This window comes from Streptomyces sp. NPDC048171, from assembly GCF_043202655.1.
Taxonomy (GTDB): domain Bacteria; phylum Actinomycetota; class Actinomycetes; order Streptomycetales; family Streptomycetaceae; genus Streptomyces.
The window spans coordinates 400993-423229 of the sequence record NZ_JBIDAU010000002.1 but is presented as its reverse complement, the minus strand read 5'-3'; the positions used below and the strand labels follow the sequence as shown (position 1 = coordinate 423229).

Here is a 22237-nt window from a genome sequence, read left to right as displayed (position 1 = left end):
GGATGACCAGCGAGGTGGAGCAGCCGACGGCCATGTCCGAGGCGCTCGGGTACGAGCAGGCGCGGGACGAGCTGATCGAGGTCGTCCGGCGGCTGGAGGCCGGCGGTACGACGCTGGAGGAGTCCCTCGCCCTGTGGGAGCGGGGCGAGGAGCTGGCGAAGGTGTGCCGCCGCCGGCTGGACGGCGCCCGGGCCCGCCTGGACGCGGCGCTGGCCGAGGAGGCGGGCTCGGAGGACGAGGGCGACGAGGGGGACGGGGCCCGCTAGCCCTCCTTCGCCGTGCCCTCTGCCAGCGTGTGTGCGACCAGCGCGTTCGCGTGGCCGTGGCCCAGGCCGTGCTCGGTCTTGAGCCAGCCGACCAGCTCCATGTGCTTGGTGAGCGGCGAGGAGCGGATGAGCTCCTTCCACTCGGCGACCGGACGGCCGTACTTCTTCTCGATGGCGGGGAAGTAGGAGGCCGGGCCCTTCACGGTGGCGGTCATGTCGAGTGGTCCCATCTGTGTGCGGCGGTGTACCGCCCATTACGACCCCGGCGCCCGCGACAAGTAACCGGCGACGCGGTGTGATCCACGCCACTCCCCCTTCACCGACGATGTGAAGCGGATCACCGCACTCCCCTTTTGGTTGAACCTTGAACTTCTTTGCCGTACGGTCGGTCCCGTCAACGGCTCCCGGCGCCCCACCGGCGTGCAGCCGACGCACCATCGAGGAAGATCACGCATGTCTCTCGTTCTTGACCCCGCCGCTCAGGACCTGCTGTTCCGCGAGGCCCGCACCGCGAACACCTTCACCGACGAGCCGGTGACCGACGAGCAGGTGCAGGCGATCTACGACCTGGTCAAGTACGGCCCGACCGCCTTCAACCAGTCCCCCCTGCGCATCACGCTGGTCCGCTCCGCCGAGGCCCGCGAGCGCCTCGTCCAGCACATGGCCGAGGGCAACCGGCCCAAGACCGCCGCCGCCCCGCTGGTCGCGATCCTCTCGGCGGACAACGAGTTCCACGACGAACTGCCGCACCTCTTCCCGCACTTCCCGCAGGCCAAGGACGCCTTCTTCAGCGAGCGCCCGGCGCGCGAGGGTGCCGCCCTGCTGAACTCCGCCCTCCAGGCCGCGTACTTCATCGTCGGCGTCCGCGCCGCGGGCCTGGCCGCCGGCCCCATGACCGGTCTGGACTTCGAGGGCGTCCGCAAGGAGTTCCTGGACGACGACCACACCCCGCTGATGGTCGTCAACATCGGCCGCCCGGGCCCGGACGCCTGGTTCCCGCGCTCCCCGCGCCTCTCCTACGACCAGGTCGTCACGACGGTCTGACCCCCGGCACGGTCCGCACGGACACATGAAGAAGCCCCCGGCCAAGCGGCCGGGGGCTTCGCCGTGCGAGGGGTCACGCCAGCTTCAGCGCCGCCGCCATCTTCCCCAGCTGCTCGAACGACCCCGTGCCGGCCACGACCGTCGTCGCGCCCTTCATGGCGGAGTCACCCTCCAGCACCAGCGCGTCGTACCGGCCACCCGTGTACCGGGTCCACGTGCGGCCGCCGATCTCCTCGGTCCGCTCGGTGGCCCGCGACCCCTGACTGGCGTCCTCGATGAACGAGGCGGGCTTCTGCGTGGACTGCTCGACCGCCACGTACTCGCCGTCCGGGGCATGGAAACCCAGGTGCCAGGCGTCGAAGTCGTCGCCCTGGAAGCGGACCGAGGTCGGCTTCCAGTCCTCGGACAGACCCTCGGGCGCCGCCACCGGGTACGCCGCGGCGCGCTGCGCGGTCAGCAGCTCCACCCGGTAGTCGACCCGCTTGACGTCCGGTTCGCCGTCGTCGTGCGGAATGAAGATCCAGATCACGCCCGCCGCGAGGACGATGAGCCCGAGGGAGAGAATCATGTCCCGGGCCGACTTCTGCTTGCCTTTCATACCTGCCACGCCCCCTATCGTCGCAGGTGCCTGATCCGCTCAAACGTGGGGTCCCCTGCTCATTTTGTCGGACTGACGATAGAGTCATGGCCATACCCTCATCCGGCCGTCGTCGTATCAGAAAGGTGCGCTCCGATGACCGAGCATCATCTGCCGTCCGAGCTGGACGTCCCCTCAGAGGCCCCCGACCGCAACCTCGCCATGGAACTGGTGCGGGTCACCGAGGCCGCGGCGATGGCCGCCGGCCGCTGGGTCGGGCGCGGTGACAAGAACGGCGCCGACGGTGCCGCCGTGCGCGCCATGCGGACCCTCGTCCACACCGTCTCGATGAACGGCGTCGTCGTCATCGGTGAGGGCGAGAAGGACGAGGCCCCGATGCTCTTCAACGGGGAGCGGGTGGGCGACGGGACCGGCGCCGAGGTCGACATCGCCGTCGACCCGATCGACGGCACCACGCTGACCGCCAACGGCATGACCAACGCCATCGCGGTGCTCGCCGCCGCCGAGCGCGGCTCCATGTTCGACCCGTCCGCCGTCTTCTACATGGACAAGCTGGTCACCGGCCCGGAGGCCGCGGACTTCGTCGACATCAACGCGCCGGTGTCCGTGAACATCCGCCGGATCGCCAAGGCCAAGCGGCGCACCCCCGAGGACGTCACCGTCGTCATCCTCGACCGGCCCCGCCACCAGGGCCTGATCAAGGCGGTCCGGGAGACCGGCGCCCGCATCAAGCTGATCTCCGACGGCGACGTGGCCGGCTCCATCCTGGCGCTGCGCGAGGGCACCGGCATCGACCTGCTGCTCGGGGTCGGCGGCACCCCCGAGGGCATCATCTCGGCCTGCGCGGTGAAGTGCCTGGGCGGCACCATCCAGGGCAAGCTGTGGCCGAAGGACGACGAGGAGCGGCAGCGCGCGATCAGTGCCGGGCACGACCTGGACCGCGTCCTGACCACCGACGACCTGGTCTCCGGGGACAACGTCTTCTTCGTCGCGACCGGCATCACCGACGGGGAACTGCTGCGCGGAGTGCGGTACCGGTCGGAGACGGCGACGACCGACTCGATCGTGATGCGGTCCAAGTCGGGGACCGTGCGGAGGATCGATTCCGAGCACCGGCTGAGCAAGCTGCGGGCGTACAGCGCGGTGGATTTCGACCGGGCGAAGTGACTCCGTCGGTCCGGGGGGCGCCTTCCGAAGTGGGGGCGCCTGTCCGTCGGCGGGTGCGGGTGGGGTGTGGCTGGTCGCGCAGTTCCCCGCGCCCCTTCGGGGCGCTGAGCCCCCCGGCGTGAAAAAGGCACCCTCTGTGCGGAGAGGGTGCCTTTTCGCGTGGTGCGGGCTAGCCCGCCGCGGCTATGGGGGCCGCCGACGTGCGTGGGGGCTTCTTCAGTTCGGCCTCGCGGCGGCGGCGCCTGGCCAGGACCACGCGGCGTTCGGCGGCGGTGAGGCCGCCCCAGACGCCGTAGGGCTCGGGCTGGAGGAGGGCGTGCTCGCGGCACTCGACCATGACCGGACAGCGGGCGCAGACGCGCTTGGCGGCCTCCTCGCGGGAGAGCCGGGCGGCGGTCGGTTCCTTGGAGGGGGCGAAGAACAGTCCGGCCTCGTCGCGCCGGCACACCGCCTCGGTGTGCCACGGAGCGTCTTGGTCCCTGTCCCGCACCGGCCCCCGCTGGGCCGGAACGGCAGCTACCTGCAGGGACGAATGCGGCGGTTGCAGCACGGTCTACTCCTGACGACGGCTTCGCGAGCGAGAGACGATGCGTCAAGGCTTACCCGTTGTGCGCGCGCCTATGCACTGGGTTCCCAACGGCTGCCGCCGGTGCGCTAGAGGTGCTTGCGCAAACCCTTCTCGACCCTGCGGTGCACCCGGTCCAGGAGGTCCGCGACGACCTTGCCGCGCTTCGGACGCGCCTCGACATGGCCCAGCACGGCCCAGCCGTCCACGTAGACGACGGGGGCCTCGGGCTCGTCGGAGTCGAGGGTGTGCACCTCGAAATTGCCGAGCACGCCGCCGCCGGTGCCGCGCAGCGACACGTTCTCCGGGACGCGGACCTCGACGCTGCCGAAGACGGAGAAGGCCTTGATCACGACCTGCTGGTACTCGAAGACGGCCTCGCTCAGGTCTATCTCGACGCTGCCGAAGACCGCGTACGCGTGGATGCGGCGGCTCGCCCGCCAGCGGCCCTTGCGGACGGCGCTGCTGAAGACCGCCACCACGTTCTCGTCGGCGTCCGGCGGGATGGCACCGGCGGTCGGCCGGTTGGGGGCCGGGGCGGCGGCCGGGCGGTCGCGGTGCGCGGCGGGCAGGTCGCGCACGAAGACGTCCAGCTCGCCCACGGTCTTGGCGGCCAGCACGCCCTCGACCCGCTCGGCGTGCTCGTCGGCGGTGAGCCGCCCCTCCGCGAGGGCGTCCCGGAGCATGTCGGCGACGCGGTCGCGGTCGGCGTCCGAGGCGCGCAGGTCAGAGGTGCGCGGTGCGGGCTGGGCGTGCTTCTGAAGGTCCACGGCAGCAGCGTACCGAAACGCGATAGATCGCGACTAGCCCTGTGGACAACCTTGTCGCGGCGAACTGAGCCTTACCTCACAAGCCGGGCCCGCCGGCCAGGTCCTACGCTGGTTGGCGCTGCCAACGGAGGCCAGCCGTCGTTGCTGAGAGATCCAGCGAAATCCAGCCGCGCGCGATGTCTAGTGAGGAATGGGCGAGATGCCTGAGTTCGCGTACACCGACCTGCTTCCCCAGGGTGAGGACACCACTCCGTACCGGCTGGTGACCGCCGAGGGCGTGTCCACCTTCGAGGCCGACGGGCGGACCTTCCTCAAGGTGGAGCCGGAGGCGCTGCGCAAGCTGGCCGAGGAGGCCATCCACGACATCCAGCACTACCTGCGCCCCGCCCACCTCGCGCAGCTGCGCCGCATCGTCGACGACCCCGAGGCCTCGGGCAACGACAAGTTCGTCGCGCTGGACCTCCTGAAGAACGCGAACATCGCGGCGGCGGGCGTGCTGCCCATGTGCCAGGACACCGGCACGGCCATCGTCATGGGCAAGCGCGGCCAGAACGTGCTCACCGAGGGCGGCGACGAGGCGGCCCTGAGCCGCGGCATCTACGACGCCTACCAGAACCTGAACCTGCGCTACTCCCAGATGGCCCCGCTCACCATGTGGGAGGAGAAGAACACCGGCTCCAACCTCCCCGCCCAGATCGAGCTGTACGCGACCGACGGCGGCGCCTACAAGTTCCTGTTCATGGCGAAGGGCGGCGGCTCGGCCAACAAGTCGTTCCTCTACCAGGAGACGAAGGCCGTCCTCAACGAGTCCTCCATGATGAAGTTCCTGGAGGAGAAGATCCGCTCGCTCGGTACGGCCGCCTGCCCGCCGTACCACCTGGCGATCGTCGTCGGCGGGACGTCGGCCGAGTACGCGCTGAAGACCGCGAAGTACGCCTCCGCGCACTACCTGGACGAGATCCCGGCCGAGGGTTCGGCGCTCGGGCACGGCTTCCGGGACAAGGACCTGGAGGAGAAGGTCTTCGAGCTGACGCAGAAGATCGGCATCGGCGCGCAGTTCGGCGGCAAGTACTTCTGCCACGACGTGCGCGTGGTGCGGCTGCCGCGGCACGGCGCCTCCTGCCCGGTCGCCATCGCCGTGTCGTGCTCGGCGGACCGGCAGGCCGTCGCGAAGATCACCGCCGAGGGCGTCTTCCTGGAGCAGCTGGAGACCGACCCGGCGCGCTTCCTGCCGGAGACGACGGACGAGCAGCTGGACGAGGCGGGGGACGTCGTCAAGATCGACCTCAACCGGCCCATGGACGACATCCTCGCCGAGCTGACCAGGCACCCGGTCAAGACCCGGCTCTCCCTGACCGGTCCCCTGGTCGTGGCCCGCGACATCGCGCACGCCAAGATCAAGGAGCGGCTGGACGCGGGCGAGGAGATGCCGCAGTACCTGAAGGACCACCCGGTGTACTACGCGGGCCCGGCGAAGACCCCCGAGGGCTACGCCTCCGGCTCCTTCGGCCCGACCACCGCCGGGCGGATGGACTCCTACGTCGAGCAGTTCCAGGCGGCGGGCGGCTCCAAGGTGATGCTCGCCAAGGGCAACCGCAGCAAGCAGGTCACCGACGCGTGCGACGCGCACGGCGGCTTCTACCTCGGCTCCATCGGCGGGCCGGCCGCGCGGCTCGCGCAGGACTGCATCAAGAAGGTCGAGGTCGTCGAGTACGAGGAGCTCGGCATGGAGGCGGTCTGGAAGATCGAGGTGGAGGACTTCCCGGCGTTCGTCGTGGTGGACGACAAGGGCAACGACTTCTTCCAGGACCCGGCGCCCGCGCCGACGTTCACGAGCATCCCGGTGCGGGGCCCCGGCCTCGCCTAGGCGCTCACGAACGGGGGCGGTGCCGGAACATCCGCACCGCCCCGCACGCTGTACCCGGTATGAGCGACTACCGCATCGAGCACGACTCCATGGGCGAGTTCCGCGTCCCCGCCGACGCCAAGTGGCGGGCGCAGACGCAGCGCGCCGTCGAGAACTTCCCGGTCTCCGGTCAGCGGATCGAGCGCGCCCACATCGAGGCGCTGGCCCGGATCAAGGGCGCGGCGGCGAAGGTCAACGCCGAGCTGGGAGTCCTGGACAAGGACGTCGCCGCCGCGATCCAGGAGGCGGCCGGCGAGGTCGCCGAGGGCAGGTGGGACGAGCACTTCCCGGTCGACGTGTTCCAGACGGGGTCCGGCACCTCGTCCAACATGAACACCAACGAGGTCCTCGCCACCCTGGCCACCGAACGCCTCGGCCGCGACGTGCACCCCAACGACCACGTCAACGCCTCCCAGTCGTCCAACGACGTCTTCCCGTCCTCGATCCACATCGCCGCCACCGCCGCCGTCACCCGCGACCTGATCCCGGCCCTCGACCACCTCGCGGACGCCCTGGAGCGCAAGGCGGAGGAATTCGCCGACGTGGTGAAGTCCGGGCGTACGCACCTGATGGACGCGACGCCGGTCACCCTGGGCCAGGAGTTCGGCGGGTACGCGGCGCAGGTGCGGTACGGCGTCGAGCGGCTCAACGCCTCGCTCCCCCGCCTCGCCGAACTGCCGCTGGGCGGCACCGCCGTCGGCACCGGCATCAACACCCCGCCCGGCTTCTCCGCCGCCGTCATCGAGGAGGTGGCCCGCGCGACCGGGCTGCCGCTGACGGAGGCGCGCGACCACTTCGAGGCACAGGGTGCCCGGGACGGCATCGTCGAGACGAGCGGACAGCTGCGGACCATCGGCGTCGGACTGACGAAGATCGCGAACGACCTGCGGTGGATGGCGTCCGGCCCGCGCACGGGGCTGGCGGAGATCTCGCTGCCCGACCTCCAGCCCGGCTCGTCCATCATGCCCGGCAAGGTCAACCCGGTGATCCCCGAGGCGGTCCTCATGGTCGCCGCCCAGGTCACCGGCAACGACGCGACCGTCGCGGCGGCGGGCGCGGCAGGCAACTTCGAGCTGAACGTCATGCTGCCGGTCATCGCCAAGAACGTACTGGAGTCGGTGCGGCTGCTCGCCAACGTCTCGCGGCTGCTCGCCGACCGGACCGTGGACGGCGTCACCGCCCACCGGGACCGGGCGCGCGAGTACGCCGAGTCCTCGCCCTCCGTGGTCACGCCGCTCAACAAGTACATCGGGTACGAGGAGGCGGCGAAGGTCGCGAAGAAGGCGCTGGCCGAGCGGAAGACGATCCGTCAGGTCGTCCTGGAGGGCGGGTACGTCGAGCGCGGCGACCTCACCGGCGAGCAGCTGGACGAGGCGCTGGACGTGCTGCGGATGACCCGTCCGTGACCTGACCGCCGTGACGACCCGTCCGCGGGCCGGCCAGCCGTGACGACCCGTCCGCGGGCCGGCCCCCGTAGCGACCCGTGAGCGCCCCGGCCGCTGTCGTGCGCGCGGACGCTCTCACGATCTTCGGCGCGCCGGATGGCCACGGCACCTAATATCTGTGCATGGCAGACGGTGAAGCGGTGAGCGAGGCCACGGAGGCGGGCGGTGCGGCGGCCCCGGCGGAGTTCTGGGAGCCCGGGAGTCACATCCTGTGGCGGTACCGGGAGAACGGCGGCCCGCGCTTCCACATCGCGCGCCCCGTCACCGTCGTACGGGACGACGCCGACCTGCTCGCGGTGTGGCTGGCGCCCGGCACCGAGTGCGTGAAGCCGGTGCTGGCCGACGGGACGCCCGTGCACCTGGAGCCGCTGGCCTCGCGCTACACCAAGCCGCGCACCGTGCAGCGCGACCGGTGGTTCGGCACCGGGGTGCTGAAGCTGGCGCGGCCCGGCGAGCCCTGGTCGGTGTGGCTGTTCTGGGACCCGGGCTGGCGGTTCAAGAACTGGTACGTGAACCTGGAGGAGCCGCTGACCCGTTGGGAGGGCGGTGTCGACTCCGAGGACCACTTCCTGGACATCTCCGTCCACCCGGACCGCACCTGGTACTGGCGGGACGAGGACGAGTTCGCGCAGGCCCTGCGGGACCGGCTGATGGACTCCGGGCAGGCCGAGCGGGTGCGGGCGGCGGGCCGGGCCGCGGTCGCGGAGATCCGTGCCTGGGGCTCGCCGTTCGCCGACGGCTGGGAGGACTGGCGCCCCGATCCGGCGTGGGCGGTACCGTCGCTGCCGGGGGACTGGGATCGCACGCCCGCGCACGTGTCCTCGTGAGACCCTTGAAGTGCCCCCGGGCAAGAAACGTAGGATCGTCCTCCGCAAGGGAGCGCGGCAACGGCAACCGGCGGAGCGTGCGCTGTGCTTGACCGATCGTCACCGAGGGGCGGCAGGACGTGAGCGAGGGGTACGAGGGCAACACGGAGACGGGCCGCGGACGGCCCGCCGGTGACACAGCAACAGCCTCTGACCACGCGGGAACCCCGTTCCTCGGGCACGTATTCCGGGTATCGGGATTTCTGCGGGACGAACTGCACGCGCCGCGCGCAGTCCCGGACGGATGGATTCGACACGCGTGACGGAGCACCCGACCTCCTTCGACCGCCCGATGACGGGCGCCGACCCCACGGATCCCCGCGGGGCGCTCATGCGTACCCCCGTGGAGCCGCGCGCCTCCGGGTCCGGATTACCGGCACAGGGACGCGCGGGAGAGACACCGCCCACGGCGGGCACCGACTCCCCCGGCGCCTACGAGCACGCCCAGCCGGGCGCCGAGCAGGCCGCCGAGCCCGACACGCACCGCCCGCGGCCCGTCGCCGAGGGCGTCCCGGTGCAGCCGGGCGGCGTGCCGTCCACGCCCGCGCCGCCGCCCGGTACGGACCGCCGGGCCGCACCGGAGCCGGAGCGGCGGACCGGTCAGCCCACCGCGCCCGGGCAGCCCACGCCGATGCGGCGGGACGGGGACCGGCTGCGGTTCGTGGGAGCCGCGACCCGGCGGATCGCCCGGGGCATGGACCTGGACGAGATCGTGATGGGCCTGTGCCGGGCCACCGTGCCGACGTTCGCCGACGCGATCCTCGTCTACCTGCGCGAGCCGCTGCCGGTCGGCGACGAGCGCCCCACCGGCCCGCTGGTGCTGCGGTTGCGGCGCACCGACCGGATACCGGCCGAGCGGGACACCGAGGGCGGCTTCATCCCGGCCGCCCAGCCGGAACCCTCCGAGCTGGAGGCGGTCGGCTCCGAGCTGTGCGAGGTGCGGCCGGGCAGCGCGCTCGCCGAGGTGCTGCGCGGGGTCCGCCCGGTCTTCACGGACACCCCGGCCGCCCGCGCCGCGCTGCCTGAACTGCTGGGCGACGGAGGCGAGTTCGCCGTGCCCGACGGCCGCCGGGCGATCCTCGCGCCGCTGCGCGGCCGGCGCCGCGTGATCGGTGCCGCCCTGTTCCTGCGCGGCCCGGAGCGCGTCGCCTTCGAGGCCGACGACCTGCTGGTCGCCGCGCAGCTCGCCACGCACAGCGCCCTCGGCATCGACAAGGCGGTGCTGTACGGGCGTGAGGCGTACATCGCCGACGAGCTGCAGCGCACGATGCTCCCGGAGAACCTGCCGCGCTGCACCGGCGTGCGGCTGGCCTCCCGCTACCTCCCGGCCGCCGAGACCGCGCGGGTCGGCGGCGACTGGTACGACGCCATCCCGCTGCCCGGCAGCCGGGTCGCGCTGGTCGTCGGGGACGTGATGGGCCACTCCATGACGTCGGCGGCCATCATGGGCCAGCTGCGGACCACCGCGCAGACCCTGGCCGGGCTCGACCTGCCCCCGCAGGAGGTGCTGCACCACCTCGACGAGCAGGCCCAGCGCCTGGGCACCGACCGCATGGCGACCTGCCTCTACGCGGTGTACGACCCGGTGTCGCACCGCATCACCGTCGCCAACGCCGGCCATCCGCCGCCCGTGCTCCTGCACCTGGGCGGCCACGCCGAGGTGCTGCGGGTGCCGGCGGGCGCCCCCATCGGAGTGGGCGGCGTGGACTTCGAGGCCGTGGAGCTGGACGCGCCCGCCGGCGCGACCCTGCTCCTCTACACGGACGGGCTGGTCGAGTCCCGGCTGCGGGACGTGTGGACCGGCATAGAGCAGCTGCGGGAGCGCCTCGCGGCGACCGCGCAGCTCACCGGCCCGGACCACCCGCCGCCCCTGGAAGCCCTGTGCGACGAGGTGCTCGACATGCTCGGGCCCGGCGACCGGGACGACGACATCGCGCTGCTCGCCGCCCGCTTCGACGGCATCGCGCCCAGCGACGTGGCGTACTGGTTCCTCGACCCGGAGGACGCGGCGCCCGGCCGGGCCCGTCGGCTGGCTCGGCGCGCGCTGGCCCGCTGGGGCATGGAGGACCTCACGGACGCCGTGGAGCTGCTCGTCAGCGAGGTGGTGACCAACGCCGTGCGGTACGCCTCCCGGCCGGTCACCCTGCGGCTGCTGCGTACGGACGTGCTGCGCTGCGAGGTCGGCGACGACGTGCCCCAGCTGCCCCGGCTGCGGCAGGCGCGGGCCACCGACGAGGGCGGGCGGGGGCTGTACCTGGTGAACCGGCTGGCCCGGCGCTGGGGCGCGACCCGGCTGAGCACGGGCAAGGTGGTCTGGTTCGAGCTGAACCGGGGCTGAGACGTAGGCGAAGGGGCGACCGGTGAGCACCGGGCGCCCCTTCGCGTGTCTCCGCACCTGCCGCCGGCCCTACTCCCGGTCCCGGTCGGGGAGGAGCGGGTTCTCCGGCTCCGTCGTCCCGCCGCCGCCCGTGGGCGGTTCGGTGGACGGGCTGTTCGACGGCGACTGGGACGGTGACTGGGAGGGCGCCTCGGACGTCGGCGCCTCGGACGACGGCTCCTGGGTCGTCGGCTCCTGGGAGGGCGACTCCTCCTGGGTCTCCTCCTGCGTCGGCGACTGGCTCGGCGACTGGCTGACCGACGGCGAGGTGCTCGGCTTCACCGCGGCGCCCTGCTTGGTGTCCAGCTTGAACTTGGTGACCTCGTCCATGACGCCGAAGGTGTACGCCGCCCAGATCTCCGCGGGGAAGCCACCGCCGTTGACGCGGTGGTCGACGCCGCCGGCCTTGTACATCGGGACCTGGGCGTGGCTCTTGGCGTCCTCGCCGAACAGACCGACCGAGGTGACCAGGCCGGGGGTGAAGCCGGTGAACCAGGCCGACTTGTTGTCGTCGGACGTACCGGTCTTGCCGGCCACCTGCTGGCCGTCGCGCAGCGGGTTCTCCCGTACGGACGTCTTGGCCGTACCGTCGTCGACCACGCCGGTGAGCACGGAGGTCACCGTGTCGGCGGCCTGCTTGCTGATGATCTGCTCGCCGATGGCCTCGGGTATCTCGATGGTGCGGTCCTTGTGCTCGACCGACTTGACGATCTGCGGGGTGACCTTCTTGCCGTGGTTGTCGAGGGTGGCGTAGACGCCGGCCATCTCCAGGGGGCTCGCCCCCATACTGCCCAGGGTCTGGGCGGGCACGGCCTGCTCGCCCTCGGTGTCCATGCCGAGTTCGCCCGCGACCTTCATCACCTCCGTCATGCTCACGTCGATGCCCATCTGGGCGAAGACGGAGTTGACGGACTTGTTCATCGCCTCCTGGACGTCGATGTCGCCGTAGTCGACGTCGTCCTCGTTGGGGGGCGCGAAGCCGACCTTCTGGTCGCCGTCCATCACGGGGCGCCTGCTGGTGCCGTCGTACATGGTGTTGGCCGTGATCGGCACGCCGTCCTGGGTCTCGGCGTCCTGGTCGACGGCGGCGGCGAGGATCACCGGCTTGAAGGTGGAGGCGGGCTGGTAGTCGTCGCGGGTGGCGTTGTTCGTGTAGTGCTTCACGTAGTCCACGCCGCCGTACATCGCCAGGACCCCGCCCGTCTTCGGGTCGACGGACGCGGCGCCGGCCTGGACGTCGGCGTCGACGTCGCGCTTCTTCGGGTCGAGCTTGCTGGTGAGCTTGGCCTTGACCGACTTCTCCAGCGCGGCCTGCTTCTTCTTGTCGATGTTGAGGGTGACCGTGTAACCGCCGAGGTCCACCAGGGCCTTGGCCTGTTCCATGTCCTCGGCGGCGCCCTGGGCGACGAGCTGCTTCTTGAGCGTGTAGTTGGCCGCGTCCACCAGATACCCGGTCTGGCCCTCCATCCCGGCGGCGGCCTTGGGCTCCTTGGGCACCGGGAACTTCATGCCCTGGCGCTCGCTCGCACCCAGCCACTTCTGCTCGACCATGTTGTCCAGCACGTAGTTCCAGCGGTCCTGGGCCAGCTTCTTGCCGGTCTCGCTGGCGATCGCCCAGTCGTACTGGTTCGGGGCCTGGAGCAGCGCGGAGAGGTACGCGCCCTGCTCGACCGTCAGGTCCTCGGCGTCGACCCGGTAGTACGCCTGGGCGGCGGCCTGGATGCCGTAGGCGCCGCGGCCGTAGTAGCTGGTGTTCATGTAGCCGGCGAGGATGTAGTCCTTGGACTTCTCCCGGTCCAGCTTCAGGGAGATGACCAGCTCCTTGAGCTTGCGGGAGACGGTCTGCTCCTGGGACAGGTAGTAGTTCTTGACGTACTGCTGGGTGATCGTCGAGCCGCCCTGCGCGCCCTTGCCGGAGAGCGTGTTGAGCACGCCACGCGTGGTCCCCTTGAGGTCGACGCCCGCGTCGTTGTAGAAGGTCTTGTTCTCGGCGGCGACGAAGCTGCGCTGGACGTCCTTGGGCACCTTGGCCAGGTCCACGATCTCGCGGTTGCGCTCGCCCGTGCGGGCCATGACGCTGCCGTCGCTGTACTTGTAGACGTTGCTCTGGAGATCGGCCTCGGGGTTGCCCTCGGGGATGTCGATCACCATGTACAGCACGATGAAGGCGCCCATGCCGAGCAGGCAGAGGCCGAAGAACGTGCCGACGATCTTCTTCCAGGTGAACAGGCGGCGTATGCCGCTCTTCCCGCCCGCGCCCGACGAACGGCGGTTTTTGGGCGCCGCGCGGCGGCCACCGCGCTGTCGCGCTTTTCTCTCTTCCGCTCGTCCCATGGGTCCGATCCGCTCCGCTTCGGTCATCCGTGTGCACGCCTCGCTCACGCGTCACACAGGTTCGTCGCTCAGGTCAGCTCAGAAAGCTAACACCGGGAGATATGACAAACGCCTACTGATCCGGCCTTGTACGGACGTGAGAATCAGCACCCGTTCCCTAGGAACCGACGTACGAAGGGGGTTCAAGGTTGCCGCTCTCATGTAAAGTGATATCACTTAGCTAGACCGAAGATAAGGGGGACCACCCATGTCCACGCACGATGCCCCGCAGGTCACCGCGGATGTGCCCGAGATGCCGGCACCCCGCGTACGGGAGACCCAGGCCCACAGCATCGGCGGCGGCCTCGCGCTGCTGCTGGGGCTGGTCGGGCTGCTCGTCGGCGCCGGCCTGATCGCCTCCGCCACGGCGGTGTCCGCCACCGGCGGGAAGGCCGGGCTCATCATCGGAGGCATCGTGGTCGCCATCGCGGCCTTCCTCGCGATGTGCGGGCTGAACATGGTCGCGCCGGGCGAGGCCCGCGTGGTGCAGCTCTTCGGCCGGTACCGCGGGACGATCCGGCAGGACGGCCTGCGCTGGGTGAACCCGTTCACCTCGCGCACCAAGATCTCGACCCGGGTGCGCAACCACGAGACGGCCGTCCTGAAGGTCAACGACGCCTACGGCAACCCGATCGAACTGGCCGCGGTCGTGGTGTGGCGGGTGGAGGACACCGCGCAGGCCACCTTCGAGGTGGACGACTACATCGAGTTCGTCTCCACCCAGACCGAGGCGGCCGTACGGCACATCGCCATCGAGTACCCGTACGACGCCCACGAGGAGGACGGCCTCTCGCTGCGCGGCAACGCGGAGGAAATCACCGAGAAGCTCGCCGTCGAGTTGCACGCGCGCGTGGAGGCGGCCGGCGTGCAGATCATCGAGTCCCGCTTCACGCACCTCGCGTACGCGCCGGAGATCGCCTCGGCGATGCTCCAGCGGCAGCAGGCCGGCGCGGTGGTCGCGGCGCGGCGGCAGATCGTGGACGGCGCGGTCGGCATGGTCGAGGCCGCGCTCGCCCGGATCAGCGAGCAGGACATCGTGGAACTGGACGACGAGCGGAAGGCCGCCATGGTGTCCAACCTGATGGTCGTGCTCTGCGGGGACCGCGCCGCCCAGCCGGTCCTGAACACGGGGACGCTCTACCAGTGACGCCCCCGTCCGAGGGCACGCCGCCCGAGGGCCCCCCGTCCGGGGGCCCCGCCCCGAAGCGCCGGCCGCAGCAGCGCAAGCAGGTACTGCTGCGGCTGGACCCCCAGGTGTACGAGGCGCTGGCCCGCTGGGCGGGCGAGGACCTGCGCTCGGCCAACGCCCAGATCGAGTTCCTGCTGCGCAGGGCGCTGGCGGAGGCCGGCCGACTGCCCGGCGACACGGGGCCGCTGCCACGCAGGGGCCGCCCGCCGAGAGGCGGCCCCGGACCCACGCCGCAGGCGTGACCGACCCCGACGGAGAGCCGCGCCCCGCACCTCGCGGAGGCGCGGCTTCCGTCGTTTCGGAACCGTGACAATCGGCTCCGACCTGCGGTCCCGTACCCCCGGGCACGAACTCTGCACAGGGCGTATACATGCGGCGTATACACCGTGTGTAGAGTGCTCCGCATGTCCATCGGTCACACCCTTCTGGGACTCCTGGAGTCGGGGCCACGCCACGGTTACGACCTGAAGCGCGCCTTCGACGAGAAGTTCGGTCACGACCGGCCGCTCCACTACGGCCAGGTCTATTCGACGATGTCCCGCCTGCTGAAGAACGGCCTTGTCGTCGTCGACGGCATAGAGGCGGGCGACGGTCCCGAGCGCAAGCGGTACGCCATCACCGACGCGGGGATCACCGACGTACAGCAGTGGCTCGCCACGCCGGAGAAGCCCGAGCCGTACCTCCAGTCGACGCTGTACACCAAGGTCGTCCTCGCGCTGCTCACCCACCGCGACGCCGCCGACATCCTCGACACCCAGCGGTCGGAGCACCTGCGCAGCATGCGCATCCTCACCGACCGCAAGCGCAAGGGCGACCTCGCCGACCAGCTCGTCTGCGACCACGCCCTGTTCCATCTGGAGGCCGACCTGCGGTGGCTGGAGCTGACCGCGGCGCGACTCGACAAGCTCCGTGAGGCGGTGGCCCGATGACTCCCCCCGCAGGTTCCCTGCTCTCGGCCGAACAGCTGCGCAAGGCGTACGGCCCCACCCTCGCCCTCGACGGCGCGGAGTTCTCCATCCACCCAGGCGAGGTCGTCGCCGTGATGGGTCCCTCCGGCTCCGGCAAGTCGACGCTGCTGCACTGCCTCGCCGGCATCGTGCCGCCCGACTCGGGGACCATCACGTACAACGCGCGTGAGCTGTCCGCCATGAGCGACTCCGAGCGCAGCGCCCTGCGCCGCTCCGAGTTCGGGTTCGTGTTCCAGTTCGGCCAGCTGGTGCCGGAGCTGACCTGCGTCGAGAACGTCGCCCTCCCGCTGCGTCTGAACGGCACCTCCCGCAAGGAGGCCGAGCGGGCCGCGCTGTCCTGGATGGAGCGGCTGGAGGTCGACGACCTGCGCAAGAAGCGGCCCGGCGAGGTCTCCGGCGGCCAGGGCCAGCGGGTCGCGGTGGCGCGGTCCCTGGTCACCAACCCCCGCGTGCTCTTCGCCGACGAGCCGACCGGCGCGCTGGACTCCCTCAACGGCGAGCGCGTGATGGAACTCCTCACGGACGCCGCGCGCTCCACCAACGCGGCCGTGGTCCTGGTCACGCACGAGGCGCGGGTGGCGGCCTACTCCGACCGCGAGATCGTCGTACGGGACGGCAAGTCCCGGGACATGGAGCGCGTCGTATGAACCTGCGCCAGTGGGCCGCGGACCTCATGCTGGGCGTCCGCTTCGCCTTCACCGGCGGCCGCGAGGGGTGGACCCGGGCCGCGCTGACGGCCGTCGGCGTCGGCCTCGGCGTGGCGCTGCTCCTGCTGACGACCGCCGTCCCGAACGCGCTCGAGGTCCGGCACGAACGGGAGAGCGACCGAACCGACTTCAACTTCTCCCTGGAGCGGATACCGAAGGCCGACGACACCCTCGTGGTCGCCGACGTCGACACCGACTTCCGGGACAAGAACGTGCGGGGCCGGGCACTGGAGGCCGAGGGGCCGCGGGCTCCGCTGCCGCCGGGCCTGGAGAAGTTCCCGGCGGTCGGCGAGATGACGGTCTCCCCCGCGCTGAAGGAGTTGCTGGAGTCGGACTCGGGCGCGCTGCTGCGTGAGCGGCTGCCGGACCGGATCGTCGGCACCATCGGGGAGAGCGGGCTGATCGGCTCGAGCGAACTCGCCTTCTACCGGGGCGGCGACGGGCTCGCTCCGCGGATCGACGGCAGCATGGTCACCCGTATCGACCGGTTCGGGGACCCGGATCCGGGCGAGGAGGAGTCCGATCCGGTACTCCTGCTGCTGATCCTGGTCGTCTTCGTGGTGCTGCTGATGCCGGTCGCCGTGTTCATCGCCGCGGCCGTGCGATTCGGCGGCGAGCGGCGGGACCGGCGGCTGGCCGCGCTCAGGCTGGTGGGTTCCGACAGCCGCATGACCCGGCGGATCGCCGCCGGCGAGGCCCTGGCGGGCGCGGTGCTCGGGCTGGTCTTCGGCGCCGCGTTCTTCCTGGTCGGGCGCCAGCTGGCGGGCTCGGCCGAGGTGTTCGACATCAGCGTGTTCCCGAGCTACCTGAACCCGTCTCCGGTGCTGGCGCTGCTGGTCGCGGTCGCGGTGCCGGCGGCGGCGGTGCTGGTGACGCTGCTCGCGCTGCGCGGGGTGGTCATCGAACCGCTCGGCGTGGTCCGCTCGGGGCGGCCGGCCCGGCGCCGGCTGTGGTGGCGGCTGCTGCTGCCGCTGGCCGGGCTGGCGCTGCTCTACCCGATGATCGGCAACGGGCGCGACGGCGGTGACTTCAACCAGTACATGGTCACCGGCGGTGTGGTGCTGCTCCTGGTCGGTGTGACCGCGCTGCTGCCGTGGATCGTGGAGAGGGTCGTGGCGCGGCTCGGCGCCGGCGGGGTGGCCTGGCAACTGGCCGTACGCAGACTGCAGATGAGCAGCGGTACGGCGGCCCGCATGGTCAACGGCATCGCGGTGGCCGTCGCCGGGGCGATCGCGCTGCAGATGCTGTTCACCGGTGTCGACGGCGACTACACCAAACCCACCGGGCAGGACGTGTCGCTGGCGCAGATGGAGGTGCAGCTGCCGAGCGACGTGCCGGTGGCCCCGGCCGCCGAGAAGCTGCGGGACACCAAGGGCGTGAAGGCGGTCTTCGACTACTCCGAGGGCTGGGTCGGCGACCGTGCCCGGGACCCGGAGAACGGCACGACGATGACGGTGGGCACCTGCGCGTCACTGCGGGAGATCGCCAAGCTGGACTCGTGCGCGGACGGGGACGTGTTCGCCGTCCGGGGTGCCGAGTGGGACGGCGACGTGGACCCCACGCAGATGGCCGTGGCGGGCCGGAAGCTGTACGTCGACCCGTCCTACGAAGGCGGCCCGAGAAGCCGGGAGGCCCCCTGGACGGTGCCGCAGGGCGTGAAGACGGCGAAGCCGCGCCTCGGGCTGCTGGCCGGGACCGACCGGGGCGGGTTCCTGCTCACGCCGAAGGCGATGTCGTCCGCGATGGCTCCCGCCCTCGACGGGCACGCCTACCTCCGGCTCGACGAGTCGGTGCCGGACGTGAAGGACTACGTCCGCAACACCACGGAGGCCGTCCACCCGCTGGCCGACGCCGTGACGTGGTCCGCGACGGAGCGCACCGACCGGTTCGACGCCATCCGCACCGGGCTGTTCGTCGGGGCGACCTGCGTGCTGGCGCTGATCGGTGCCAGTCTGCTGATCTCGCAGCTGGAGCAGTTGCGCGAGCGCAAGAGGCTCCTGTCGGCCCTGGTCGCCTTCGGCACCCGGCGCCGCACACTGAGCCTGTCGGTGCTGTGGCAGACGGCGATCCCGATCGCGCTGGGCCTGCTGCTGGCCTCGGTGGTCGGCCTGACCCTGGGCACCGTCCTCCTGAAGATGACGGACACCCCGGTCCGCGTCGACTGGACCGGCGTCCTGTCCATGACCGGCATCGGCGCGGCGGTCGTCCTGGCGGTGACGCTGTGCAGCCTGCCTCCGCTGCTGCGGCTGATGCGGCCGGAAGGGCTGCGCACGGAGTAGCCCCTCCGGTGCACGACTGAGGGACCGCACGACCGCCCGCCGGGTGGCCGTGCGGTCCCTCAGTCGTGCACCGTCCGGACCGGCAGGTCTCCCATCGCCTCCCTCAGCGCCGCCGCCAGCTCCTCGTACTCCGCACTGCGGGCCGCGCCCGTGCGCATGGCGAGGGCGATGCGGCGGGTCGGGGCCGGGTCGGTGAAGGAGGCGGTGAGGAGCTGGGTGGAGCGGGAGGTCTCCACGCGGACCGCGGTGCGCGGCAGCAGGGTGACCCCGAGGCCGCCCGCCACCAGCTGGACCAGGGTCGACAGGCCGGCGGCCGTGGTCGTCGCGGGGACACCCGCGCGGCCCGCCTCCCGGCAGATGTCCAGCGCCTGGTCGCGCAGGCAGTGGCCCTCGTCGAGGAGCAGCAGGTTCAGCTCGCGCAGCACCGAGCGGTCGATCCCCTCCCGGCCGCCGAGCCGGTGGTCGAGCGGGGTGACGAGTACGAAGTCCTCGTCGAAGAGGGGGAGTTCCGTCACCCCTGGCACACCGAGCGGGACGGCGAGCAGCAGCAGGTCGAGGCGGCCGGTGGTGAGGCCGTCCAGGAGGCTCGAGGTCTGCTCCTCGTGGACCTGGAGGTCGAGGTCGGGGTAGCGGTCGTGGACGAGGCGGAGCACCGTCGGCAGCAGGTACGGCGCCACGGTCGGGATGACACCGAGCCGCAGCGCGCCGGTGAAGGGCGCCCGTACCGCCTCCGCTTCCTCGAGCAGCGCGCCGACCTCCGCCAGGACCGCCTTCGTTCGCACCGCGAGCCGGGCGCCGGCCGGGGAGAGCAGCACCTTGCGCGTCGTGCGCTCCAGGAGGGTGACACCCAGTGCCTCCTCCAGCGCGGAGACGGCGCCCGAGAGCGCGGGCTGGCTCATCCCGATCGCCGCCGCGGCGTCTCGGAAATGCAGGTGCTCCGCGACCGCGTCGAAAGCCCGCAGCTGGGCGAGGCTGGGCTGCCTCTTCTTACCGGACACTAATAGCCACCTCCGATCAACTCGACCGAGTGTAGCTATTTCACTAATCAATGCACCCTGTGCCAACATCAAGAACGTCCAACCCATGGGAAACACCGGCAAAACGGGTGTTTCCTCGCTGCAAGGAGAGCGCGTGCTCACTGTCGGTGACAAGTTCCCCGAGTTCGATCTGACCGCCTGCGTCTCGCTGGAGAAGGGCGAGGAGTTCCAGCAGATCAACCACAAGACCTACGAGGGTCAGTGGAAGGTCATCTTCGCGTGGCCCAAGGACTTCACCTTCGTGTGCCCGACCGAGATCGCCGCCTTCGGCAAGCTGAACGACGAGTTCGCCGACCGCGACGCCCAGGTCCTCGGCTTCTCCGGCGACTCCGAGTTCGTCCACCACGCCTGGCGCAAGGACCACGACGACCTGCGTGACCTGCCCTTCCCGATGATGGCGGACTCCAAGCACGAGCTGATGCGCGACCTCGGCATCGAGGGCGAGGACGGCTTCGCCAAGCGCGCCGTGTTCATCGTGGACCAGAACAACGAGATCCAGTTCTCCATGGTGACCGCCGGCTCGGTCGGCCGTAACCCCAAGGAGGTCCTGCGGGTCCTCGACGCCCTGCAGACCGACGAGCTCTGCCCGTGCAACTGGAGCAAGGGCGACGAGACCCTCGACCCGGTCGCGCTGCTCTCGGGAGAGTGATCTGACGTGTCCCTCGACTCCCTGAAGTCCGCCGTCCCGGACTACGCCAAGGACCTCAAGCTCAACCTGGGCTCGGTCATCGGCAACTCCGACCTCCCGGCGCAGCAGCTGTGGGGCACCGTGCTGGCGACCGCCATCGCCTCGCGCTCCCCCATCGTGCTGCGCGAGCTGGAGCCGGAGGCGAAGGCCAACCTCACGCCGGAGGCGTACAAGGCCGCCAAGTCGGCCGCCGCCGTGATGGCGATGAACAACGTCTTCTACCGCACCCGGCACCTGCTGTCGGACCACGAGTACGGCACCCTGCGCGCCGGTCTGCGGATGAACGTCATCGGCAACCCGGGCGTCGACAAGGTCGACTTCGAGCTGTGGTCCTTCGCGGTCTCCGCCATCAACGGCTGCGGCATGTGCCTGGACTCGCACGAGCAGGTACTCCGCAAGGCGGGCGTGGACCGGGAGACGGTCCAGGAGGCGTTCAAGATCGCCGCCGTCATCGAGGCCGTCGGCGTCACGCTGGACGCCGAGGCGGCCCTGGCCGACCAGTAGTCCCGCCGGGCTCCACGCATACGACGGGCCCCGTCCACCTTCCGGTGGGCGGGGCCCGTCGCGTCGTCGGGACCGTCGTGCCGCAGGGGCCTACGCCGGGGAGGCGTCCGCCTGCGGCTCCGCCTCCGGCGGCGGCGGTTTCGGCGACGGATCCGCCCCCGGTGAGGCATCCACGGCGGTCGCCCCGTGCGGCTTGGGCGTCTGCCGTACGGCGGCCTCGCGGGAGTACGCCCGCAGATAGCCCACGACGGTGTTCGTCACCGCCACCAGCGGTACGGCGACCACCGCGCCGCCGATGCCGGCGATCATGCCGCCGGCGGCCACGGACAGCACCACGGCCAGCGGGTGGACCCGCACCGCGCGCCCGAGGATGAACGGCTGGAGGATGTGCCCCTCGATCTGCTGCACCGCCAGCACCACCACGAGGGTCATCACCGCCGCGAACACGCCCTGCGTCACCAGCGCCACGACGACCGCGAGCGCGCCCGACACCACCGCGCCGACCAGCGGGATGAAGGCGAACAGGAAGATGAACACGGCCAGCGGCACGGCCATCGGCACGTCGAGGAAGTAGATGCCGAGGCCGATGAAGATGGCGTCGATCAGCGCCACGATCACCGTGCCCCGCACGTACGCCGTCAGCGTCCGCCAGGCGCGCGGACCGGCACCGGCGACGCCCGGCCGGGCCGCCGCGGGCACCAGCTTCAGCGTCCACTGCCAGATGCGCTTGCCGTCGTAGAGCAGGAAGAGCGTCGAGAAGGCGGCCAGCAGGATGCCGGTGAGTGCCTCGACGACGACCGTGACGCCCTCCAGACCGGCGGACGTTATCTGGTCGGTGTTGGCGCCGACCGCCTCGCGCAGGTTCTTGGCGATCTCGTTGATCTGTTTGTCGGTGACGTGGAAGGGGCTGTTCAGCAGCCAGTTGCGCAGTTCGTCGATGCCGTCCTGGACCTGGTCGGAGAGATTGTCGATGTTCTCCATGACCTGCCAGGTGACGAACCAGCCGATCAGGCCCATCACCACGAAACCGAGGATCGCGGTCAGGGCGGTGGCCGGCCCGCGCGGCACCCCGTGCCGGCGCAGCCACGCCACGGCCGGCTGGAGCAGCGCCGTGATCAGCAGGGCGGCGACGAACGCCAGCACCACCAGCTGTACGGCGCTGATGACCCGCATGAGCACCCACACGGTGCCGGCCAGCACCAGCAGCCGCCACCCGGCCTCGGCGGCGACGCGTACGCCCCAGGGCACGGCCTGCGCGGGGTCGGGGCGGTCACGGAACACGACCGCGTGATGCGTGGCGGCGTACTCGTACGCCGCTTCCTCGGGGGTCGGGCGCCCCTGGTCGGAGGCACCCACCCCGGTGTCGTCGGCGGCGTCCCGCCGCGCCTCCTGGCGGCGCTGCTCCAACCGCCCGCTCATCTGCGTCAGTCCGGCGCCGAGCCGGCCGAGCCACCCTGGCACTCGCGACATGATCCGTCCTCTTCCCCC

At 71.2% G+C, this 22237-nt stretch carries 21 protein-coding genes; 14 read left to right on the top strand and 7 right to left on the bottom strand.

The window, feature by feature from the left end; genetic code table 11:
* Window positions 1-2 precede the first annotated feature (2 nt).
* Window positions 3-266: an exodeoxyribonuclease VII small subunit gene (locus ACGF3J_RS06375; protein WP_161325869.1), complete on the top strand. Its 264-nt coding sequence runs from the start codon at window positions 3-5 to the stop codon at window positions 264-266.
* On the opposite strand, the gene ACGF3J_RS06370 is transcribed toward ACGF3J_RS06375, so the two are convergent.
* Window positions 263-481: a DUF4287 domain-containing protein gene (locus ACGF3J_RS06370; RefSeq protein WP_122616024.1), complete on the bottom strand. Its 219-nt coding sequence runs from the start codon at window positions 479-481 to the stop codon at window positions 263-265. The genes ACGF3J_RS06375 and ACGF3J_RS06370 overlap by 4 nt on opposite strands.
* A gap of 238 nt (window positions 482-719) precedes the next feature.
* Between ACGF3J_RS06370 and ACGF3J_RS06365 the strand changes: the two genes are divergently transcribed.
* Window positions 720-1310 carry a malonic semialdehyde reductase gene (locus ACGF3J_RS06365; protein ID WP_161325870.1) on the top strand — a complete coding sequence of 197 codons (591 nt, stop codon included), beginning with the start codon at window positions 720-722 and terminating at the stop codon, window positions 1308-1310.
* Window positions 1311-1383: 73 nt separating this feature from the next.
* Here ACGF3J_RS06365 and ACGF3J_RS06360 read toward each other — a convergent pair whose 3' ends face one another.
* Window positions 1384-1917, bottom strand: a complete 534-nt coding sequence (locus tag ACGF3J_RS06360; RefSeq protein WP_346345919.1) for a DUF4245 domain-containing protein — start codon at window positions 1915-1917, stop codon at window positions 1384-1386.
* Between the two features lie 126 nt (window positions 1918-2043).
* On the opposite strand from ACGF3J_RS06360, the gene glpX reads away from it, so the two are divergent.
* Window positions 2044-3075, top strand: a complete 1032-nt coding sequence (gene glpX, locus ACGF3J_RS06355) for a class II fructose-bisphosphatase (protein ID WP_161325871.1) — start codon at window positions 2044-2046, stop codon at window positions 3073-3075.
* Window positions 3076-3244: 169 nt separating this feature from the next.
* On the opposite strand, the gene ACGF3J_RS06350 is transcribed toward glpX, so the two are convergent.
* Window positions 3245-3625 carry a WhiB family transcriptional regulator gene (locus ACGF3J_RS06350; protein ID WP_161325872.1) on the bottom strand — a complete coding sequence of 127 codons (381 nt, stop codon included), beginning with the start codon at window positions 3623-3625 and terminating at the stop codon, window positions 3245-3247.
* 104 nt (window positions 3626-3729) lie between these two features.
* Window positions 3730-4410, bottom strand: coding sequence for a DUF1707 and DUF2154 domain-containing protein (locus ACGF3J_RS06345; protein WP_161325873.1), 681 nt, complete (start codon window positions 4408-4410; stop codon window positions 3730-3732).
* 199 nt (window positions 4411-4609) lie between these two features.
* Between ACGF3J_RS06345 and ACGF3J_RS06340 the strand changes: the two genes are divergently transcribed.
* The 4 genes from ACGF3J_RS06340 (at window position 4610) to ACGF3J_RS06325 (ending at window position 10965) form a co-directional block, all read left to right on the top strand.
* Window positions 4610-6277, top strand: coding sequence for a fumarate hydratase (locus ACGF3J_RS06340; protein ID WP_161325874.1), 1668 nt, complete (start codon window positions 4610-4612; stop codon window positions 6275-6277).
* A gap of 59 nt (window positions 6278-6336) precedes the next feature.
* Window positions 6337-7722 carry a class II fumarate hydratase gene (locus ACGF3J_RS06335; RefSeq protein ID WP_393853556.1) on the top strand — a complete coding sequence of 462 codons (1386 nt, stop codon included), beginning with the start codon at window positions 6337-6339 and terminating at the stop codon, window positions 7720-7722.
* A gap of 161 nt (window positions 7723-7883) precedes the next feature.
* Window positions 7884-8588, top strand: coding sequence for a DUF402 domain-containing protein (locus tag ACGF3J_RS06330; RefSeq protein WP_161325876.1), 705 nt, complete (start codon window positions 7884-7886; stop codon window positions 8586-8588).
* Between the two features lie 283 nt (window positions 8589-8871).
* On the top strand, window positions 8872-10965 hold the full coding sequence (locus ACGF3J_RS06325; RefSeq protein WP_386932267.1) for a SpoIIE family protein phosphatase: 2094 nt from the start codon (window positions 8872-8874) through the stop codon (window positions 10963-10965).
* Window positions 10966-11034: 69 nt separating this feature from the next.
* Here ACGF3J_RS06325 and ACGF3J_RS06320 read toward each other — a convergent pair whose 3' ends face one another.
* Window positions 11035-13338, bottom strand: a complete 2304-nt coding sequence (locus ACGF3J_RS06320) for a transglycosylase domain-containing protein (protein ID WP_161331291.1) — start codon at window positions 13336-13338, stop codon at window positions 11035-11037.
* Window positions 13339-13585: 247 nt separating this feature from the next.
* Between ACGF3J_RS06320 and ACGF3J_RS06315 the strand changes: the two genes are divergently transcribed.
* From ACGF3J_RS06315 to ACGF3J_RS06295, 5 genes are all read left to right on the top strand, one after another.
* On the top strand, window positions 13586-14524 hold the full coding sequence (locus ACGF3J_RS06315; RefSeq protein ID WP_161331292.1) for an SPFH domain-containing protein: 939 nt from the start codon (window positions 13586-13588) through the stop codon (window positions 14522-14524).
* Window positions 14521-14808, top strand: a complete 288-nt coding sequence (locus ACGF3J_RS06310; protein WP_393853555.1) for a hypothetical protein — start codon at window positions 14521-14523, stop codon at window positions 14806-14808. Before ACGF3J_RS06315 ends, ACGF3J_RS06310 begins: the two co-directional genes overlap by 4 nt.
* 162 nt (window positions 14809-14970) lie before the next feature.
* Window positions 14971-15495, top strand: coding sequence for a PadR family transcriptional regulator (locus ACGF3J_RS06305; protein ID WP_122616012.1), 525 nt, complete (start codon window positions 14971-14973; stop codon window positions 15493-15495).
* Window positions 15492-16181: an ABC transporter ATP-binding protein gene (locus ACGF3J_RS06300; protein WP_161332118.1), complete on the top strand. Its 690-nt coding sequence runs from the start codon at window positions 15492-15494 to the stop codon at window positions 16179-16181. Before ACGF3J_RS06305 ends, ACGF3J_RS06300 begins: the two co-directional genes overlap by 4 nt.
* Entirely contained in the window at window positions 16178-18520 is a 2343-nt protein-coding gene (locus ACGF3J_RS06295) for an ABC transporter permease (RefSeq protein ID WP_393853554.1), read from the top strand. The genes ACGF3J_RS06300 and ACGF3J_RS06295 overlap by 4 nt, the downstream gene beginning before the upstream one ends.
* 59 nt (window positions 18521-18579) lie before the next feature.
* On the opposite strand, the gene ACGF3J_RS06290 is transcribed toward ACGF3J_RS06295, so the two are convergent.
* Window positions 18580-19518, bottom strand: coding sequence for a LysR substrate-binding domain-containing protein (locus tag ACGF3J_RS06290; RefSeq protein ID WP_161332120.1), 939 nt, complete (start codon window positions 19516-19518; stop codon window positions 18580-18582).
* Window positions 19519-19651: 133 nt separating this feature from the next.
* Here ACGF3J_RS06290 and ACGF3J_RS06285 point away from each other — a divergent pair, with 133 nt between their 5' ends.
* Together ACGF3J_RS06285 and ACGF3J_RS06280 are read left to right on the top strand one after the other, a co-directional pair.
* Window positions 19652-20206 carry a peroxiredoxin gene (locus ACGF3J_RS06285; RefSeq protein WP_122616009.1) on the top strand — a complete coding sequence of 185 codons (555 nt, stop codon included), beginning with the start codon at window positions 19652-19654 and terminating at the stop codon, window positions 20204-20206.
* A gap of 6 nt (window positions 20207-20212) precedes the next feature.
* Window positions 20213-20749: an alkyl hydroperoxide reductase gene (locus ACGF3J_RS06280; protein ID WP_393853553.1), complete on the top strand. Its 537-nt coding sequence runs from the start codon at window positions 20213-20215 to the stop codon at window positions 20747-20749.
* A 90-nt stretch (window positions 20750-20839) separates the two neighbouring features.
* Here ACGF3J_RS06280 and ACGF3J_RS06275 read toward each other — a convergent pair whose 3' ends face one another.
* Entirely contained in the window at window positions 20840-22219 is a 1380-nt protein-coding gene (locus ACGF3J_RS06275; RefSeq protein WP_393853552.1) for an AI-2E family transporter, read from the bottom strand.
* Between the last annotated feature and the right edge of the window lie 18 nt (window positions 22220-22237).

Excerpts from the sequence above, each read along its gene's own strand:
- ACGF3J_RS06275 (WP_393853552.1), bottom strand. The coding sequence starts at position 22,219 with ATGTCGCGAGTGCCAGGGTGGCTCGGCCGGCTCGGCGCCGGACTGACG.
- ACGF3J_RS06330 (WP_161325876.1), top strand. The coding sequence starts at position 7,884 with ATGGCAGACGGTGAAGCGGTGAGCGAGGCCACGGAGGCGGGCGGTGCG.
- glpX (WP_161325871.1), top strand. The coding sequence starts at position 2,044 with ATGACCGAGCATCATCTGCCGTCCGAGCTGGACGTCCCCTCAGAGGCC.
- ACGF3J_RS06315 (WP_161331292.1), top strand. The coding sequence starts at position 13,586 with ATGTCCACGCACGATGCCCCGCAGGTCACCGCGGATGTGCCCGAGATG.
- ACGF3J_RS06370 (WP_122616024.1), bottom strand. The coding sequence starts at position 481 with ATGACCGCCACCGTGAAGGGCCCGGCCTCCTACTTCCCCGCCATCGAG.
- ACGF3J_RS06300 (WP_161332118.1), top strand. The coding sequence starts at position 15,492 with ATGACTCCCCCCGCAGGTTCCCTGCTCTCGGCCGAACAGCTGCGCAAG.
- ACGF3J_RS06320 (WP_161331291.1), bottom strand. The coding sequence starts at position 13,338 with ATGGGACGAGCGGAAGAGAGAAAAGCGCGACAGCGCGGTGGCCGCCGC.
- ACGF3J_RS06295 (WP_393853554.1), top strand. The coding sequence starts at position 16,178 with ATGAACCTGCGCCAGTGGGCCGCGGACCTCATGCTGGGCGTCCGCTTC.
- ACGF3J_RS06340 (WP_161325874.1), top strand. The coding sequence starts at position 4,610 with ATGCCTGAGTTCGCGTACACCGACCTGCTTCCCCAGGGTGAGGACACC.
- ACGF3J_RS06335 (WP_393853556.1), top strand. The coding sequence starts at position 6,337 with ATGAGCGACTACCGCATCGAGCACGACTCCATGGGCGAGTTCCGCGTC.
- ACGF3J_RS06305 (WP_122616012.1), top strand. The coding sequence starts at position 14,971 with ATGTCCATCGGTCACACCCTTCTGGGACTCCTGGAGTCGGGGCCACGC.
- ACGF3J_RS06365 (WP_161325870.1), top strand. The coding sequence starts at position 720 with ATGTCTCTCGTTCTTGACCCCGCCGCTCAGGACCTGCTGTTCCGCGAG.
- ACGF3J_RS06375 (WP_161325869.1), top strand. The coding sequence starts at position 3 with ATGACCAGCGAGGTGGAGCAGCCGACGGCCATGTCCGAGGCGCTCGGG.
- ACGF3J_RS06325 (WP_386932267.1), top strand. The coding sequence starts at position 8,872 with ATGGATTCGACACGCGTGACGGAGCACCCGACCTCCTTCGACCGCCCG.